The organism is Chryseobacterium sp. sg2396, assembly GCF_042610505.1.
Classification (GTDB): domain Bacteria; phylum Bacteroidota; class Bacteroidia; order Flavobacteriales; family Weeksellaceae; genus Chryseobacterium.
Window position 1 is genome coordinate 43337 of sequence record NZ_JBHGAQ010000008.1, and the last position, 18720, is coordinate 62056.

The 18720-nt window shown below is 39.0% G+C and carries 18 protein-coding genes and 1 pseudogene; 14 read left to right on the forward strand and 5 right to left on the reverse strand.

The window, feature by feature from the left end; translation table 11 throughout:
* The first annotated feature begins 39 nt into the window (after positions 1-39).
* From ACED20_RS10065 to ACED20_RS10100, 8 genes and pseudogenes are all read left to right on the forward strand, one after another.
* On the forward strand, positions 40-1755 hold the full coding sequence (locus tag ACED20_RS10065) for a phospho-sugar mutase (protein WP_378104395.1): 1716 nt from the start codon (positions 40-42) through the stop codon (positions 1753-1755).
* Positions 1756-1785: 30 nt separating this feature from the next.
* Positions 1786-2139: pseudogene (locus tag ACED20_RS10070) on the forward strand (four helix bundle protein).
* A gap of 53 nt (positions 2140-2192) precedes the next feature.
* Positions 2193-3446, forward strand: coding sequence for a pyridoxal phosphate-dependent aminotransferase (locus ACED20_RS10075; protein ID WP_378104397.1), 1254 nt, complete (start codon positions 2193-2195; stop codon positions 3444-3446).
* 123 nt (positions 3447-3569) lie between these two features.
* The gene (locus ACED20_RS10080; protein ID WP_294263296.1) at positions 3570-4127 is read left to right on the forward strand and encodes a hypothetical protein; all 558 of its coding nucleotides are present in this window, start codon (positions 3570-3572) and stop codon (positions 4125-4127) included.
* A 22-nt stretch (positions 4128-4149) separates the two neighbouring features.
* On the forward strand, positions 4150-4872 hold the full coding sequence (gene kdsB, locus ACED20_RS10085) for a 3-deoxy-manno-octulosonate cytidylyltransferase (protein WP_378104399.1): 723 nt from the start codon (positions 4150-4152) through the stop codon (positions 4870-4872).
* 90 nt (positions 4873-4962) lie between these two features.
* Positions 4963-5625, forward strand: coding sequence for a histidine kinase (locus ACED20_RS10090; RefSeq protein ID WP_294201200.1), 663 nt, complete (start codon positions 4963-4965; stop codon positions 5623-5625).
* Positions 5626-5650: 25 nt separating this feature from the next.
* A complete protein-coding gene (locus ACED20_RS10095; protein ID WP_294226274.1) occupies positions 5651-6229 on the forward strand; it encodes a glutathione peroxidase in 579 nt (192 codons plus the stop codon).
* 58 nt (positions 6230-6287) lie between these two features.
* Positions 6288-7082: a tetratricopeptide repeat protein gene (locus ACED20_RS10100; protein ID WP_378104402.1), complete on the forward strand. Its 795-nt coding sequence runs from the start codon at positions 6288-6290 to the stop codon at positions 7080-7082.
* 80 nt (positions 7083-7162) lie between these two features.
* On the opposite strand, the gene ACED20_RS10105 is transcribed toward ACED20_RS10100, so the two are convergent.
* On the reverse strand, positions 7163-7819 hold the full coding sequence (locus tag ACED20_RS10105) for an NAD(P)H-binding protein (protein ID WP_345765738.1): 657 nt from the start codon (positions 7817-7819) through the stop codon (positions 7163-7165).
* 129 nt (positions 7820-7948) lie between these two features.
* Between ACED20_RS10105 and ACED20_RS10110 the strand changes: the two genes are divergently transcribed.
* The 3 genes from ACED20_RS10110 (at position 7949) to ACED20_RS10120 (ending at position 9654) form a co-directional block, all read left to right on the forward strand.
* A complete protein-coding gene (locus ACED20_RS10110; RefSeq protein ID WP_294226283.1) occupies positions 7949-8302 on the forward strand; it encodes an MmcQ/YjbR family DNA-binding protein in 354 nt (117 codons plus the stop codon).
* A 221-nt stretch (positions 8303-8523) separates the two neighbouring features.
* Entirely contained in the window at positions 8524-8736 is a 213-nt protein-coding gene (locus ACED20_RS10115) for a hypothetical protein (RefSeq protein ID WP_294199260.1), read from the forward strand.
* 66 nt (positions 8737-8802) lie between these two features.
* Positions 8803-9654: a GLPGLI family protein gene (locus tag ACED20_RS10120; RefSeq protein ID WP_294199261.1), complete on the forward strand. Its 852-nt coding sequence runs from the start codon at positions 8803-8805 to the stop codon at positions 9652-9654.
* Here ACED20_RS10120 and ACED20_RS10125 read toward each other — a convergent pair.
* A complete protein-coding gene (locus tag ACED20_RS10125) occupies positions 9651-10571 on the reverse strand; it encodes a bifunctional riboflavin kinase/FAD synthetase (RefSeq protein ID WP_294333896.1) in 921 nt (306 codons plus the stop codon). The genes ACED20_RS10120 and ACED20_RS10125 overlap by 4 nt on opposite strands.
* A 204-nt stretch (positions 10572-10775) precedes the next feature.
* Here ACED20_RS10125 and atpD point away from each other — a divergent pair, with 204 nt between their 5' ends.
* The 3 genes from atpD (at position 10776) to ACED20_RS10140 (ending at position 13521) form a co-directional block, all read left to right on the forward strand.
* The gene (atpD, locus tag ACED20_RS10130; protein WP_149245661.1) at positions 10776-12284 is read left to right on the forward strand and encodes a F0F1 ATP synthase subunit beta; all 1509 of its coding nucleotides are present in this window, start codon (positions 10776-10778) and stop codon (positions 12282-12284) included.
* A 55-nt stretch (positions 12285-12339) separates the two neighbouring features.
* Positions 12340-12621 (forward strand): F0F1 ATP synthase subunit epsilon, encoded by a 282-nt coding sequence (locus ACED20_RS10135; protein WP_294199263.1) that lies wholly within the window; start codon positions 12340-12342, stop codon positions 12619-12621.
* A gap of 78 nt (positions 12622-12699) precedes the next feature.
* Positions 12700-13521, forward strand: a complete 822-nt coding sequence (locus ACED20_RS10140; RefSeq protein ID WP_294228980.1) for a hypothetical protein — start codon at positions 12700-12702, stop codon at positions 13519-13521.
* Positions 13522-13753: 232 nt separating this feature from the next.
* Here the strand turns inward: ACED20_RS10140 and ACED20_RS10145 are convergent, their stop codons facing one another.
* The 3 genes from ACED20_RS10145 to ACED20_RS10155 form a co-directional block, all read right to left on the reverse strand.
* A complete protein-coding gene (locus tag ACED20_RS10145) occupies positions 13754-15955 on the reverse strand; it encodes a B12-binding domain-containing radical SAM protein (RefSeq protein ID WP_378104407.1) in 2202 nt (733 codons plus the stop codon).
* 155 nt (positions 15956-16110) lie between these two features.
* Positions 16111-17382, reverse strand: coding sequence for an aminotransferase class I/II-fold pyridoxal phosphate-dependent enzyme (locus ACED20_RS10150; protein ID WP_378104539.1), 1272 nt, complete (start codon positions 17380-17382; stop codon positions 16111-16113).
* Positions 17383-17458: 76 nt separating this feature from the next.
* Complete coding sequence (locus ACED20_RS10155; RefSeq protein WP_294263279.1) at positions 17459-18496, reverse strand: PLP-dependent cysteine synthase family protein; 1038 nt, start codon at positions 18494-18496, stop codon at positions 17459-17461.
* Positions 18497-18720 lie beyond the last annotated feature (224 nt).

An 18720-nucleotide genomic window follows, 5' to 3' on the forward strand; every position in this document is an offset into this window, starting at 1 on the left:
TCTTCCATCTTCCAGCTTTAGGAACTACAAAATACAAATATGACAACATTAGAAAAAGCAAAACTTTGGTTGCACGAATCATTTGATGAAGAAACAAGAAGTGCGGTACAATTATTAATTGACGGCAATTCGCCGGATCTGGAAGACTCTTTTTACAGACCGCTGGAATTCGGAACCGGAGGAATGAGAGGAATCATGGGCGTAGGAACCAACCGTTTAAATAAATACACGTTAGGCCAGGCTACACAGGGACTTGCAAACTATATGCTAAAGCAGTTTCCGGGTGAAAAAATTAAAGTGGCCATTGCTTACGACGTCAGAAACAATTCAAAAGAATTTGGAAAATTGGTAGCTGATGTTTTAACGGCAAACGGAATTAAAGTACTGCTTTTTAAAGACCACCGTCCCACGCCCGAACTTTCTTTTACGGTAAGAGACAAACACTGTCACGGAGGAATCGTTCTGACGGCTTCCCATAACCCGCCGGAATACAACGGGTATAAAGTGTACTGGAATGACGGTGCACAGATCGTTCCGCCGCATGATGAAGCTATTATTGCCGAAGTGCTTTCCGTACAGTTCGATAAAATAAAATTCAACGGTAACGATGATCTGATCGAATGGATCGGAGAGGAGCAGGATGATGTGTACATCGACGCCTGCATCGAAAATTCGACCTATCAGAATGTAGGAAAAGAAAATTTAAATATCGTTTTCACTTCCATCCACGGAACGACCTATACGACCGTTCCTAAAGCGTTGGAAAAAGCAGGTTTCAAGAAAATTGATCTGGTAAAGGAGCAGATGATCCCGAGCGGGAATTTCCCGACCGTTGATTCTCCGAATCCTGAAGAACCGGCTGCCCTTGAAATGGCCATGGATCTTGCTAAAATTACCAATGCCGATATCGTCATCGGAACTGATCCGGACGGGGACCGTTTGGGAATTGCCGTAAGAAACCTGGACGGTGAAATTGAATTGCTGAACGGAAACCAGACCAACACCATTCTGACTTATTACATTCTGAACGAATGGAGAAAACAGGGCCGGATTACCGGAAAGGAATTCATCGGCTCTACGATTGTGACGTCCGATATTTTCTTTGACATTGCCCAGAAATTCGGGGTACAGTGTAAGGTAGGATTAACCGGATTTAAATGGATCGGAAAGATGATCCGCGATGTGGAAGGACAGGAAAAGTTCATCTGCGGCGGGGAAGAGAGCTTCGGATTCATGACCGGAGATTTTGTCCGTGATAAAGATTCGTGCGGAAGTATTGTTCTTGCCTGTGAAATCGCAGCATGGTGCAAAGCCAACGGAAGAACCATGTACGATTACCTGATCGAAATTTACCAGGAAACCGGAATGTATTACGAAGGCCTTGTGAACCTGGTACGAAAAGGCAGAGACGGGGCAGAAGAAATCCAGAACATGATGAAGGATTTCCGTGAAAACCCTCCGAAGCAACTGGCAGGATCGCCGGTGGCAGAGGTAAAGGATTTCAAGGAGCAGACCAATTTTATCGTTTCCAGGAACGAAAAACAGGTAATGAACGATATTCCGAAATCCAATGTATTGATTTATTATACCGAGGACGGAACAAAAGTCTGCGTAAGACCTTCCGGAACAGAGCCGAAGATCAAGTTCTATATTTCTGTAAAAGAGGATCTTGCTTCTGCAGCCGATTTCAGAGACCAGCAGAAATCATTGGAAGAGAAAATAAACCGGGTGAAAAATGACCTGCAGTTGACATAATAATAAATTATAAGTTATAAATTTTGAATGATGAGTAATAGTATTATTAAAATAAAGAGTTTCGAGTTTGCTGTAAGTATTGTTAAATTTTACAGGCAATTCAGTATAAAAAATAAGGAATATGTTCTGTCAAGACAGCTTTTAAGATCCGGCACTTCTGTTGGAGCTAATGTTCGGGAGGCTTTAAATGCTCAGAGCAAGCCTGTTTTTATTCATAAACTGTCGATTTCTCAGAAGTAATGTGATGAAACCATTTATTGGATTGAGCTATTGTATGCTACTGATTACATATCGAAAGAGGAATTCGACGAACTTATAAATCCGGCGACAGAGATTTTAAAAATAATAAGAAGTATAATTATTACAAGTAAGAAAAACTTATAACTCATAATTAATAACTTATAACATTAATAAAGTAACAATAAATAAAAGTAAAAGTGAAAGTTTCAAAATTAGCGGCGAACCTGATCGGTTCTGAAATTGTAAAAATTGGTAATGAAGTAAATGATCTAAAGGCAAAAGGAGCGGAGATTGCCAATCTTACGATTGGAGATCTGAATTCCAATATTTATCCGATTCCTGCCCAGCTGAAGGAGGAAATTCAGAAAGCCTATCAGAATAACCTGACAAATTATCCGCCTGCGAACGGACTTTTATCTTTAAGAAAAGAAGTTTCCAAAGATCTAAAAACAAGATGGAATCTGGACTATTCCCCAAATGATATCCTGATCACGGCGGGTTCAAGGCCGTTGATTTATGCGGTATATAAGACCATCGTAGATGAAGGGGATAAAGTGGTATATCCGATTCCTTCATGGAACAACAACCACTACGCTTACCTTACTTCTGCTGATGCAATCGAGGTAAAAACAACTCCTGAAAATAATTTTCTTCCGACGGCTGACGATCTCAGACCTCATTTGTCCGGAGCGGTTCTGGTAGCGCTTTGTTCACCGCTGAATCCTACGGGAACCATGTTTACAAGAGAACAGCTTTCGGAAATCTGCGAACTGATCCTGGAAGAAAACAAAAATAGAAGTGACGACGAAAAACCGTTGTACCTGATGTACGATCAGATCTACTCCAACCTTACCTTTGGGGCGGAGCACGTAGATCCTGTTTCCCTGTTCCCTGAAATGAAGGAATATACGGTATACATCGATGGTATTTCCAAGTGCCTTGCCGCAACGGGAGTGCGTGTAGGCTGGGGATTCGGTCCGTCTCATATTCTTGATAAAATGAAAGCGCTGTTGACACACGTTGGAGCCTGGGCACCAAAACCTGAACAGGAAGCGACAGCAAAATATTACGAAAACCCGGAAGAAGTGAATGCTTTTGTTGAAGACTTCAAAGGAAAGCTGGAATCAAGCTTAAAAGTTCTTCACGGAGGTATTCAGGATCTGAAAGGAAAAGGTCTTTCCGTTGACAGTATTGAGCCGATGGGAGCACTTTACCTGACCATTAAATTGGATTATATCGGTAAAGCCAAGTCGGACGGAACGGTGATCGAAAACTCTTCTGATCTGGTGTTTTATCTGATCAATGAAGCAGGAGTTGCTTTGGTTCCTTTCTCTGCATTCGGGGAAGAGAAATCTGAGCCATGGTTCAGGGCTTCTGTTGGAGGATTGGCTACTGAGGAGATTTCTGCCATGATGCCGAAGCTGGAAAATGCGTTGAACGCTTTAAAATAATAAGTAAAATATACCCATTATAACAGTGTAGCAGTTGATCAATTGTTACACTGTTATCTTTTTAAATTGCTATTCCGGAAGAATATGAAGATTCCACAAAGATATTTCCTTGAAACCCGGTTTTTGAGCTATTCTACAGTAGTAATTGTTGTTCTTGTTATTTTAAGTGTCTGGATTTCAGGAGCAGGTTCTCACCGGTCTCTATTTCAGAATTCCATATTATCAACATCCATTTTAGCAACAGTATTATTTCTGTTTATTAGCTTAGGACTCTATTTTGGTTTGAAACTAAAAGATAATGTAGGTCATATTATAAACCGGGAAAAAATAGTAAAATACAGTGAAAAGAGGCCAAAAATTGATAGTTTCGATCTACCCGATATAAGTTTTGGAGGAGAAGCCGGTTGCGGAGAATTGATTCTTTCTGTTATTTTATGGATTTTCTTTTCAATTGTTCTGGTTTTCCTCCTCTACTTTTTAGGTGTTGTTTTCTGGGTGGTGATCTTATTATTTACAGCCATGCTCTATTGGATTTTTTTTCGGGCTTTACGGCTGGTATTTAAAAACTCCAGATACTGTAAAGGAAACCTGGTCAAAAGCGTTGCTTTCGGATTTCTTTATACATTTTTGTTTATTTCTTGGATCTATGGAATTATCTTTTTATCCCATTACATAAAATAAAATATCAATAAAATACTTTCATATGAAAATAATTGCAGTAATACCCGCACGTTACGAAGCCAGCCGTTTTCCGGCCAAACTGATGCAAATGTTAGGAGAAAAGACCGTCATCACGACGACTTATCGGAATGTCGTGGAAACCGGTTTGTTTGATGAAGTTTTTGTTGCTACGGATTCGGAAATTATTTTTGATGAAATCGTAAACCATGGCGGAAAAGCAGTAATGACGGGGCAACATGAGACGGGGAGTGACCGCATTGCAGAAGCCGTACAGCCCATTGATTGCGACATTGTGATCAATGTGCAGGGAGATGAACCGTTTTTAAAATTGGAGCCTTTGAAGCAACTCATCGAAGTTTTCAGGAACGACGATAACCAGGAGATTTCCCTGGCTTCCTTAAAAATAAAGCTTCATGAAAAAGAAGAGATCGAAAACCCGAACAATGTAAAAGTAATTACCGATAACAATGGCTTTGCATTATACTTCAGCCGTTCCGCTATTCCGTTTCACCGGGAGATTTCTTATGCGGTCGATTATTTTAAACACATCGGCGTCTACGCTTTCAGGAAACATGCGCTGATCCAATTTTCGAAACTGGAAATGAAGCCTTTGGAAATTTCCGAGAAAATAGAATGCATCCGTTACCTGGAATACGGCATGAAAATCAAGATGATAGAAACCAATTTTGTCGGCGTGGGCATCGATACTCCGGAAGATCTTGAAAAAGCGAGAAAGCTGATCTGAAGATTTGCCGATAGATAATTCTGAAATGTGATATGCGTCTCCTTTTTTCAAATTAAAAAAGCCTTATATTTGAATTTATAAAAAGTATTCATGAAGAAATTACTGTTAGCATTTATTCTGGTATGCTCCCAATTATGTCTGGCTCAGACGGCAAAGGAAATTATTGATAAAAATATCGAACTGTCCGGAGGACTCACCAATTGGAAACTGCTGAATTCCGTACTGCTTCAGGGAAAAGTAATTCTGGGTGTGAAAGACGAATACCCGATCAAAATCTACCAGCAACGCCCGAATCTTACCAAAACCGTGATTACCATCGGCGGAAAAGATACGGCCATTGAAGGCTATGACGGATCTAAAGGTTATGCGATGAATTACGCAACCAACAAAGTTCAGGAATATGCAGAATATGTTCCGGAAAGTTTCGACAATGATTTTATCGACTGGGAAAATAAAGGGTTTGAGGCAAAATACCTGGGAAAGGAAAAAATAGGAAACATTTACTGCCATAAGGTGGAACTGACGAAAAATGTTAATAAAAACGTTTATTATTTCGATACTAAAAACTACATGCTTTTGAAAGAAGTAAAAAAGGATGAAACCTTGCTGTATTCAGATTTTAAAAAAGTCGGGAATTTATCTATGCCATTCAGGATTGAGTCTTCAAGTGCCAAAAAAGACGGTGATTACGTGATGCTGATCAACAGGATCGATATCAATAAAGTATTTCCTGCCAATACTTTCAAATTTTAATCAAAAAAAGAATTAAATTTAAATTATGAAAAAATTGTTTTTAATGTTTCTTTCGGTGGTTGCTTTTTTCAACAGCTGTGCCCAGAAGAAAAGTGATGTATCTAAAGCCAAAACGAATGAACTTATGGGAAAATCAATATATGATTTTAAAGTTGACGCCCTGGAAGAAGGGAAGCAGATCAACTTTGCCGATTTTAAAGGAAAGAAAATCCTTATCGTGAATACCGCTTCGGAATGCGGATTTACACCTCAGTATGCCGATCTTGAAAAAGTGTCGGAAGAATACAAAGACAAATTGGTTGTAGTAGGTTTCCCTGCGAACAATTTCGGCGGCCAGGAACCGGGCAGCAATAAAGAAATCGGCGCTTTCTGTCAGAAAAATTATGGGGTAACTTTCCCGATGGCGGCCAAAGTTTCCGTAAAAGGCAGCGATACGGCTCCGATCTTTAAATACTTAACCGAGAAAGAGCTGAACGGGGTGAAGAACACAACCATCCTCTGGAACTTTACCAAATTCTTAATTGACGAGAACGGAAAGCTGGTTGATTCTTTCGTAAGCACTACCAAACCTACAGATGAAGCCATTACGAAGTATCTGAAATAAATAGTAAAGAATATCGTTATAAAGTGGATTTTTATCCACTTTTTTTAATTTTTAAACCATGAAAAAACTAGTAATCATTTTAATTTTGCTCCTTTCCGTCAAGGGATTTTCTCAGGATTCGTATTTCTTAGGAAAAACAAATTATTGCACACCACAAAATGCCAGTTCTAAAAAAAGCTTTGAAACTGCTTTCTTAGCATTGAATTATCCAAAATATTACGGTGGAATCACTAATTTGTTGCTGAAAGTAGCCAGTGAAGATCCAAAATACTGCGATGCCTATTTTATGGCCGGATATTTTTTAAGATTGCAGGATATGCATAAAGAAGCATTGGCTGCATACTATATTGCCGATAGCCTGGCTCAGAATAACGCACCGATCTTTAAGCAGAATCTCGCGATACAGTTTATGAGATTCGGAAAAGTGGATGAAGCCCGGAAAAAATATGAGGAGATGGTGAAATACTTTCCGGAAAATCCTGAAGGCTATTACGGGATCGGAAATACATCTGTTATTATAGGAGATTATGAAGAAGGATTAAAAAATTTAAAACGCGCAGAAGAGTTGTATAAAGTTTCTGGCAAAGTAAAAGATGATGTCGTTTATATGTATGGGATGCTCTATACCTTGAAGGAAAACTATGAAATAGCCCTACCTTATCTTGAAGATGCTTATTCTACCTATAAAAAAGACGATGGCTATCTTTCCCTGTATGCACTCGCATTAATTAAAGTAGGAAAAAATAAAAACGACGAAAAGCTGATCAAAAAAGCACAAAAAACGTATGAAAAGGTAAAGGATAAGGTGATTGCCGAGGAAATCAGAAAAAAGCTGAATTCCGAATTCAGTTAAATTTATCTGTTTAAACGCTGTTCATTAAAGAGCAGCGTTTAATTGATAATCTTATCCTGTTCACAATTCACCATTGACTTTTAATCATTGCTCTTTTCCGCAAAACAGAAAATATTCCCTAGCTTGATGCTCGAATAGCCGTTGCTTTTTATTTTAGAAGAATTAATCATGGCTTTGGCAAGAACGTTGGTCGGTAAAGGTTTCTGGCTTTCCAGCAATCCTAGCCGGTTGGCAAACTTAATGATTCTGCTTCCCAACACTTCTCCCGGACGGTCTGAATCTTTTCTTTCCAGCATACCCGGTTTAAAGATGGTAATTTTAGTAAAATGTAGCTTTTTCACTGCGTCCTCCAGCTCGCCTTTCATCCGGGAATAAAAAATTTTGGATTTTGGATTGGCGCCGTATGAAGAAACCAGGATGTAATCCTCCACGTTATTTTCTTTGGCCGCTTTTGCAAATTCATACTGGTAGTCGAAATCGACTTTCCGTTGGGCTTCCTTGCTTCCGGCTGCCTTTAGAGTCGTTCCCAGGCAGGAAAAAGCAACATCGCCCTTTATTTCATTTTTCCATTCTTCCGGCTTTTCAAAATCTACCACATGGACTTTTAGTTTATCATTCTGAATGTCAATCGGTTTTCTTACAAAAACTTTAATTTCATCGAAATCCTGATCCTGAAGCAACAGATTGACCAAATCTTTTCCTGTGGCACCCGTAGCGCCGATAACTAAAGCTTTCATAATAATTGAAATTTAAAGTGATGATGTTTCTTTCTTAAATTTACTAAATTTGACCTGAAGTAAAAAATATTCCATCTTACAAATTTTTTATTTTCTATTATTCATTATTTACTACTCATACTATAAAATATGGATGCCAACGAAATCTTAGACTATTGCCTTGCCAAAAAAGGAGTAACCGAAAGCTTTCCTTTCGATAATGAAACACTGGTAATGAAGGTGGGAACAAAAATGTTTCTGCTGATGTCGCTGGAGCGGCAGCCGTTGCAGATCTCTGTAAAAACGGATCCGGAATGGAGCAGCGAGCTCCGTGAGCAACATCCGCAGATTACGGGTGCTTATCACATGAACAAAACCCACTGGAATTCCGTTTCACTTGATGGTCTAAAAAGAGATTTGATTTGTAAGATGATTGATCAGTCGTATGATTTAATTTTCAAATCACTGACAAAAAAAGCGAAAGAGGAAATTGAAAATTCTTAAAAATAGATTTTTCATAAAAAATCAGCTTCTGGTAATTAATTTTAATCTTATAATTATTTATAATTATTTGAATTATAGTTATTTAACATAATAAATTTCTCAGTAAAAAGTGATTAAACCTATTGTGTGTACCACATTTTTTATTTTACTTAGAAGTGTTAAAATTGATTGCGCAAAAAATTTTAAACACAAATTTATTTTTAATCAAAAATTTTATTACAATGAAAAATTTAAAAAAATTATCTCGAAATGAACTTCAAACAGTAACAGCAGGTCAAGTTTGGATTGCAGAAACTTCCTGTGGTATAACTGCTATAACTACTCAGGATTGGACTCCTCAACAAGCCTCTGAATGGCGTGATAGAGTTGAAGCAATTAATTGTAAGACACCTACTTATTCAGGTGATGATAGTTCTCATTTAGCTATTAATTAATGTAAACTTCAGCACTTATAGGGTAATGTTATTCTATAAGTGCGATTTTATAATAACAAAACCTCTATGCTTTACAAAAAAAAACTATTTCACATATTAATATTATTTTGTAGTATTTTATCTTACGCTCAATCATACAAACAGGATTCTTTGCGTGGTATGTTTACCTATCTATTAAAAGCTAAATTCGACACACGAACTAATAACAGACACGAAGAATTTTTCTCATTACAAATAAGTGATAATCGTGCTTTTTTTGCAAATACCATATCGTTAAAAGGTGATTCTGTAATGACAAATTCTGGAACGTCAAAAACAAATTCTGATGGAAGTATAACCCTTGGTTACAAAGAAGGTGTAGTGATTCCAAAAACAAATTTTAATTTTACTATTTTACAATCGGATGAAAATATACAATATTTTGACTACGCTGGAATGTCTTTACTTACCTATAAAGAACCTGTAATAAAGAATTGGAAACTTATAGATGAAACAAAAGTAATTAATACCTTGAAGTGTAAAAAAGCAGAAGTCACTTTTAAAGGCAGGAATTGGATTGCATGGTACTCTCCCGAAATTCCTTTTCCTTACGGTCCTATGAAATTTAGCGGGTTACCGGGATTAATTGTAAAAATAACTGATGATAAGGGAGACTTTGATTTTGAATTGGTAAAATCTGTATCTGATTCTAATTTAAAAAAGAAATTAGTAAATATTAGGAAAAGCAGATATACCAAAGCTATCGAAACAACACAATCGAAATTGAAACAAGCAAAAAGAAGTGCTGATGCTAATGCATCCGGTATAATGGCAAGCTATGGAACCACAATTATAAAAGGACGAGAAATGATAAGGGAAAGAGAAAAAAGAAGAGAAGAAAATGAGAAATACGTAAATCCGCTTGAATTAGAAAACTAAAAAATAAAATTCTCCGTCAGTCTTTTATCTTCATCCAATCTCTCAATCAACTTTTCGATTCCTTCAAACTTAATCTCGTCATGAAGGAAATCACGGAATTTCACAGTGATTTTTTCGTTGTAAATGTCGTCGTTAAAATCAAGAATATATACTTCAACGGTTAACTTTTCCCCGTTAACTGTAGGATTAGTGCCGACGCTCAGCATGCCTTTGTAATGTTGATCTTTTACGAAAACTTCAACAATATAAGCGCCTTTTTTTGGTAAAAGCTTAATACAGTCGGTTTCGATGTTGGCTGTCGGATAACCGATGGTGCGCCCGATTTTCTTTCCATGCACTACCGTTCCGGAGACAGAGTAGGAATATCCCAGCATTTCATTGGCTTCCCGGATATTTCCATCCAGAAGGGCTTTCCGGATTTTGGTAGAGCTGATGTTGTTTTCATGGATGTTGATCGCTTCCATCTGTTCCACTTCAAAATCAAGTTCTTCTGAAAGTTTTTGCAACAATTCGAAATTCCCACTTTTGTTTTTCCCGAAAGAATGATCGTAGCCGATAATCAGGTATTTTACGTGCAACTTCTCCACCAGGATCTGCCGTACAAATTCTTCGCCGGTCAGATTTCTGAATTCCTCATCAAATTCTTTCAGGAACAGGTTTTCAATGTTGTATTTTTCCATTAAAAACGTTTTTTCCTCCAGGGTATTCAGCAGCTTCAGGTTTTCGGACGGGTTAAAAACAAACCTCGGATGCGGCCAGAACGTGAGCACTGCGGTTTCCAGGTGATTCTCTCTACCTACCCTTATCAATTCATCGATAATACTTTTATGGCCAAGATGGACGCCATCGAACATGCCCAGAGATAATGCCAAGGGCTTTTGAGAAGTGTATTCGCTAAAATTCCTGAAAACTTTCAAACCGGAAAAATTTTGACTGCAAATATAGATATAATGTAACAATCTATCAATATAACAGTGTATCAATAATTTTAACAGCATCCATTGTTATATTGGTAAATTGCTGTATCGTTACATTGCTTGAAAAGTATGATAAAAATCTGTTTTTTACCAATTGCGGGTTAATGAAGAATCATTATATTTGCACCAAGAAAAAATTTAGCAATGGCAAACCAAATTAAAGGTAAAATTTCTCAAATTATCGGTCCGGTAATCGACGTTGTTTTCAGTGATGTGGAAGCAGTTCCGGCAATCTATGACGCGTTGGAAATTACAAAAGAAAACGGTGAAAAAGTAGTTTTGGAGGTAGAACAGCATATTGGAGAAGATACGGTAAGATGTATCGCAATGGATGCTACCGACGGTCTTAAAAGAGGACAGGACGTAATAGGATATGGTAATCCTATCGTAATGCCAATCGGTGAGGCGGTAAACGGAAGACTTTTCAACGTAGTTGGTGATGCTATCGACGGACTTCAAAATATATCTAAGGAGGGTGGTCTTCCTATTCACAGACCGGCTCCGAAATTTGATCAGCTTTCAACTTCTGCAGAAGTTTTATTTACAGGGATTAAAGTAATCGACTTGGTTGAGCCTTATGCAAAAGGAGGTAAGATCGGATTGTTCGGTGGTGCCGGTGTAGGTAAAACAGTATTGATCCAGGAGTTGATCAACAATATTGCAAAAGGACACGGAGGTCTTTCGGTTTTCGCCGGTGTAGGGGAAAGAACGAGAGAAGGAAATGACCTTTTGAGAGAAATGCTTGAATCAGGAATCATCAAGTATGGTGACGATTTCATGCACTCTATGGAAAACGGAGGTTGGGATCTTTCCAAAGTAGATGTAGAAGCTATGAAAGATTCTAAAGCCGCATTCGTTTTCGGACAGATGAACGAGCCACCAGGTGCAAGAGCGAGAGTAGCCCTTTCAGGTCTTACTTTGGCTGAGTACTACAGAGACGGTGGAGAAAGCGGACAGGGTAGAGACGTACTTTTCTTCGTAGACAACATCTTCCGTTTTACACAGGCAGGTTCTGAGGTATCTGCACTTCTTGGGCGTATGCCATCTGCGGTAGGTTACCAGCCGACCCTTGCTTCTGAGATGGGAGCGATGCAGGAAAGAATTACTTCTACAAAAAACGGTTCCATTACTTCCGTACAGGCGGTTTACGTACCTGCGGATGACTTAACTGACCCGGCTCCGGCAACAACATTTGCCCACCTGGATGCAACAACGGTATTGGATAGAAAGATCGCTTCATTGGGTATTTACCCTGCGGTAGATCCTTTGGCTTCCACTTCAAGAATCCTTGCTCCGGAAATCATTGGTGAAGAGCACTACAACTGTGCACAGAGAGTAAAAGAGATCCTTCAGAGATACAAAGCACTTCAGGATATCATCGCCATCCTTGGTATGGAAGAACTTTCCGAAGAAGATAAATCCGTAGTTTACCGTGCAAGAAAAGTTCAGAGATTCTTATCTCAGCCTTTCCACGTAGCAGAACAGTTTACAGGGATCCCGGGATCTTTGGTAGACATCAAAGACACCATCAAAGGTTTCAACATGATCATCGACGGTGAATTGGATCACTTACCGGAGGCTGCTTTCAACCTGAAAGGAACCATTGAGGAAGCGATCGAAGCCGGACAAAAAATGTTAGCTGATAACGCATAATAATGCTCATTGCTGATAGCCAATAGCTATTAGCCAAAAGCCAAAAGCAATTAAAATGAATATAAAAATTTTAACACCAGAATACGTAGTTTTTGAAGGAGAAGTAGACTCAGTATTGCTGCCGGGGAAAAATGGTGAATTCCACATCATGCAGAACCACGCAGGAATTGTTTCTTCTTTGGTTGGTGGTAAAGTAAATTTGTATGCCAAATCGATCGACGAAGCTTATGCAAAATATTTTACCAAAGAAAATGAAAAAGATTCGGTTTTTTCTTATCCCATCAAAAGCGGTGTTGTAGAATTTAATCATAATAAAGGAATTATCCTTTGTGAATAATTAAATGAAAAGCTAAATATATTTTCAAGAAAGTGTAACTTTGTTACACTTTTTTTTATGTGGTAAGAATTCGGTTTTATGATAAGAGGTTTAATCATTTTATTTACAGTTTTCGGCATCTTTTTCCAGGCGCAGACCGTTAAAATCAAAAGAGGAATTGTACATCTTGAAGGAATTCCCGTGGCAAAAATTTCGAACAAAGGAAGCATTTATACCTTTATGGACCTTAAGGAGACACCGATTTACACCATTGAATTCGAGGATAAAAGCATCGTGGATTCGGTCCGCGACAGCTACATCAAACTCAAAAGGGTTTACAACCAGGACAAAACACTGGAAATGGATTATACCTCGCCATCCGCATTTTCGGGTGAAGAAAAGTCGGCGGCTTATACCTCAGTCAAAAGCCTGAAAATCATTGATGAACGAGGCATTAACATTAAAAATCTGGATGAACTTTTTAAAAATTCTCCTAAGAGAAAGCTTGACACAAAGACCAAAGAGGCTTATACTACCAGGACCAAAATTGATAAATTAAATATTACGGTAAATAATGTCGGGGAAATTTTGAGCAATGGGAAACCCGTTGGCTACTTTACGAATCTTCCGGTAAGTTTTGGAGCGGATGATACGGTTACCGATAAAACATTCGTCGATATCGAGATCTACGATGCCAATAGCAAATATATCGGAAAATACATTACCACCACGAAGCAGCTGAAATCGGCAGGAGGAAAGACCTTTACACTGTATCGCGAAATATCCGGGCGTGCGTCTATCCTGAAATTTCCAACCTATAAAGCCATTGCCGAACGAATGGCCATTATGGACCCGAACTTTATCAAAATCCAGGAAAAGGTAATTGTAGGAGAGGTGACGAAAGATGGGGTGCAGAAGTAAATGATTGTTTTACTTTAAAAAAAACAAACGTCGAATTGTTATTACGTAGGAATCTCGCCTCCTTCATGCTAATCTCTAATACTATGTTTGGATTTCTGCGGAATGACAAATAGGGATGTAAAAAAGAAATAAACGTCGAGTTTGTCATTCCACAGGAATCTAGATACAAATCTTTCCGTTAACCTTGCCGTATTACAAATTTTTAAAAATCCAGAAGAAAAAGACCAAAAACTTACAAACTCAAAATCACTCCGTTTTCCTTCAGTTGCTGCATCGGCCTGGAAAACCAGAACAGTTCAAAATCTTCCAGTTTTTCTTCAAAGTTGTCTTTAAGTTGCTGAAGCATAGGTTTTTTCTGATTTTCAATGGCATTTTCTTTAAAGGTATGCAACAGCCATTGCGCCTGTTCCTGCTCCAGTTCTACGCTGACAATATTGGTTTTTAGGTGCGCTGTAATTTTCGTGTACGGGTAAACGGACTTCTTTTTTGTTTTTATGCGATTCTCAGCGATTACGTTTTGCGTTAAAAAGATGATTTTCGAGTTTCCTTTAAATTTAAAATCATCTTCTTCCAAAAGACAGTCGTGAATGTAGTCAGGGTGAATGGTCGTTCTCGGAATTTTAAAATCAAACCATTCCTGAAGCGGAAGTTCAAAATTAATTCCATGCATATAATTGAAGAGAGACTTCTTCAGTCCGAAACTGAACTTGCCGTGATCAATCCCGGTTTTGTCGGTGAAATCGATATCGTTGTTGGCAAATAAAATCTCCTGCTTCAAAGGCGTAACACCAAACGCTTCAGGATTCAGCCCGACAGGCGAATGCGCGGTCATGGCAAACTGATGCCAAAAGGCGCTTTGTAAAATTCCCATCTCGAAAAGCTGCCGCACCATTTCCAGGGAGTCCACGGTTTCCTGGATGGTCTGGGTAGGGTAGCCGTACATGAGATACGCATGGATCATAATTCCGGCTTCCGTAAAATTACGGGTAACTTTGGCAACCTGCTCCACGGAAATTCCTTTGTCTATTAATTTTAGCAGACGGTCGCTTGCCACTTCGAGTCCTCCTGAAACGGCAACGCAACCCGAAAGTTTTAAAAGAAAGCAGAGATCTTTCGTGAAGCTCTTTTCAAAACGGATGTTCGTCCACCACGTAACGACAAGATTTCTCCGTAAAATTTCAAGGGCGACTTCCCGCATCAGCGCAGGCGGTGCGGCTTCATCTACAAAATGGAATCCCGTTTCTCCTGTAGACTCAATCAGTTCTTCCATTCGGTCGACCAGAATCCTTGCGGAAATTGGTTCGTAGATTTTTATATAATCCAGAGAAATATCGCAAAAGGTACATTTCCCCCAATAGCAGCCATGCGCCATCGTCAGCTTGTTCCATCTTCCGTCACTCCAGAGGCTGTGCATAGAATTGGCAATTTCGATCACCGAAATATATTGGTCCAGTTTCAGATCGCTGTAGTCGGGCGTTCCGATATCCGCCTGCTTATAATCGTGCCGTGCCGAATTGTTTTTATAAACTACGGCCCCATTCTCCATCAAAAAAGTTCTTTTGAACTGCGTTGCTTCAATTTCATTTTGTCCGGTACGGGAGATATTTTCACAAAGCAGTTCCAGGGGAAGTTCTCCGTCATCAAGGGTGATAAAATCAAAAAAGTCAAATACCCTTGGGTCTTTTATTTCCCGTAATTCAGTATTTGGAAAACCGCCGCCCATTGCTGTCTTGATGTCCGGATAATTTTCTTTGATATACTTGGCACAACGGAAAGCTGCATACAGATTTCCTGGAAACGGTATTGAAAAACAGACCAGCTTGGGTTGCACGGTTTGCAGTTTTTCCCGAAGGATTTCCAAAGTAAAGTAATCGATAAAAGTAAGGTCTCCAAGTATTTTTGCGTACAGCTCATCAAATGAGTTGGCACTTTTTCCTAACCGTTCAGCGTAACGGCTGAATCCGAAATCAGGATCTGCATTTTCGACAATGTAGTCGGAGAGGTCTTCCAGGTACAGGGTGGCCAGATGTTTAGCCTTGTCCTGAAGCCCCATATTTCCGAAAGCGAACTCCATATCGTCCAGCTGATTAAAACGGGAGGCTTCGGGAAGAAAATTCATCGAGCAGATCTGCCGGGCCAGGGTCGGTGTTTTTCCCTGAAGAAAACGGATGACCTGGTCGATGGTTTTGATATACTCGTTCTTTAAAGTAAAGATCCGTTGGGCATTTTCCGAAACATTCGGAAGATCGATATCCTTATCAAAAACTTTACGAAGCCCTTCTTTTGAAAATAAAGCGAGAATAACCTCAATCCCCAAATCCGTCTGATGACTCGAAATATTTTTGGTATTCAGAAAACCTTTGATGTAAGCCGTGGCAGGATAAGGCGTATTAAGTTGGGTAAAGGGTGGGGTGATAAGAAGCAGATCTTTCAACAGAAATTTTTTGCAAAGTTATTTCAAATAATTTAATTTTTATAATATATGCAACTCTTAATTTATGAATTCCCGAAATTAATAATGGCATTGGTGAATTAATTTTAAATGAAAAAAAACCACTGAGATGCTCCAGTGGTTTTCATGATATTATTTTAAATCGCTTTAAAGCTTAAGCCCTGTTCTTCCAGTAATTTCTGTTCCTGCTCTTTGTAGTGTCCGCTTACCAATTTGTCATGGATCGCTTCAAAAGCAGCCAGGGTTTGATTGATTTCCGCATCCGTGTGTGAAGCGGTAGGAATTAGTCTTAACAGGATCATCCCTTTTGGAATAACCGGATATACCACTACTGAAGTGAAGATTCTGTAATTTTCTCTTAAATCTTTCACCAGAAGTGTTGCTTCTACAGGTGTTCCCTGCATCATCACAGGAGTTACACAGGTATTGGTATCCCCAATATTAAAACCTCTCTCTTTAAGTCCGTTCTGTAATTTGTAGGTGTTTTCCCAAAGCTTGGCTTTTATTTCCGGTCTTGTTCTCAACAGTTCAAGTCTTTTCAGGCCACCGATTACCATTGGCATCGTCAGTGATTTTGCGAAGATCTGGGATCTTAAATTGAATTTCAGGTATCTGATGATTTCTTTATCTCCTGCGATGAAAGCTCCAAAACCCGCCATTGATTTGGCGAAAGTAGAGAAATAAACATCGATCTGGTCCTGGCAGCCCTGTTCTTCACCGGCTCCGGCTCCTGTTTTACCAAGGGTACCGAATCCATGCGCGTCATCTACCAGTAATCTGAATTTGAACTTGGATTTCAGGTCACAGATTTCTTTTAATTTTCCCTGCTGGCCTCTCATTCCGAATACTCCTTCCGTGATAACAAGAATACCGCCTCCTGTCTCCTCAGCTACTTTGGTTGCTCTTTCAAGGTTTTTTTCAAGGCTGGCAATATCGTTATGTCTGTATGTAAATCTTTTTCCGGCGTGAAGTCTCACCCCGTCAACAATACAGGCATGAGAATCAACATCATAAACAATTACATCATTTCTTCCTACCAAAGCATCGATCGTAGAAACCATTCCCTGGTAACCGAAATTCAATAAATAGGCGGATTCCTTCTGAACAAAATCAGCCAGTTCTCTTTCCAGTTGAAGGTGCTGTTCCGTTTCTCCGGACATCGCTCTTGCGCCCATCGGATAGAACATTCCGAATTCTGCAGCTGCCTTTGCGTCGGCTTCCAGCACTTCGGGGTGATTACACATTCCCAGATAATCATTAGCACTCCAGAAGATAACTTCTTTACCCTGGAACTGCATCCTCGGGCCGATCGGTCCTTCTAATCTGGGGAAAATGAAATAGCCTTCGCCATAATCTGCAAACTGTCCAAGAGGTCCTGGATTTTCTTTTATTCTGTCAAAAATATCCAACATTTTATTAATATTTTAAGTAAAAAAGCCTTTTGTGGTTACAAAAAGGCTTGGTTTGTATAAATTTATTCGCTCCTTATTTGATGAATTCGGTTTTGAAAACTTCATCGTAATTGTGAACACAGTTATTAATAAAACCCTGTTCTGCCATCCATTTATCACTGTACACTTTGGTGATGTACCTTGAACCGTGATCAGGATAAATTAAAACCACCAGATCATTTTCGGAAAATTTATGAGACTGGGAATACTGCATCAGTGCCTGGGTTACCGCTCCGGTGGTATAACCTCCCATGATTGCTTCTTTCAAGGCAATTTCCCGGGTTCTGTAGGCCGACATTTCATCATTCACTCTCACAAATTCATCCACCTTGTCGAACAGAAGAGCGGAAGGAATTAAATTTTTTCCCATTCCTTCAATCTGGTAAGGATGAACGTCTTCTTTATGGATCTCCCCGGTTTCGTGATAGCTTTTCAGGATCGATCCGTCAGCGTCCACACCGATGATTTTTATAAAAGGATTTTTTTCTTTTAAGAATTTTGCTGAACCTGACAAAGTACCGCCGGTTCCCGTACAGGCAAAAAGATGGGTAATCTTGCCCTGCGTCTGTTCCCAGATTTCAGGACCCGTGGTCTGGTAATGGGCATCAATATTCAGCTCATTGAAGTACTGGTTGATGTAAATGGAATTCGGGGTTTCCGCAGCAATTCTTTTGGCTACTTCATAATAGGATCTCGGATCATTCGCCGGAACATTCGCCGGACAGATGTATACGGTAGCTCCCAATGCTTTAAGATAAGCAATTTTTTCAGGTTTTGTCTTATCACTTACGGCCAGTATGCATTTATATCCTTTGATAATGCAGACCATGGCAATAGAGAATCCTGTATTTCCGGAAGTAGTTTCCACAACGATGGAATCTTCTTTTAATAAACCTTTTCTCTCAGCGTTTTCTATAATATGAAGTGCGATTCTGTCTTTAGTGGAATGTCCAGGATTATATGATTCTAACTTGGCATAAACGGTTGCAGGAATATCTTTCGTCACAGTGTTAAGCTTCACCATAGGAGTATTTCCTATTAGGCCAAGTATATTATCGTAAACATTACTCATTATTTGTCGTTATTTTTCAATAAAAATCTGTCGGCAAAAATACAAAAAAATAAATTCAATTTCTAAACTTTTGTTTGATTTTTGAAATCTAAAAATACGCAAAATTTATTTTATATGTATATCCAACGATGAAACTTTTCAAAAAGTGAGCCAAAATCTTTAAATTTTGTTAAAAACCCCATAAAATCATATAAAAGCCTTATTTTCGCGTAATTGATTTAATA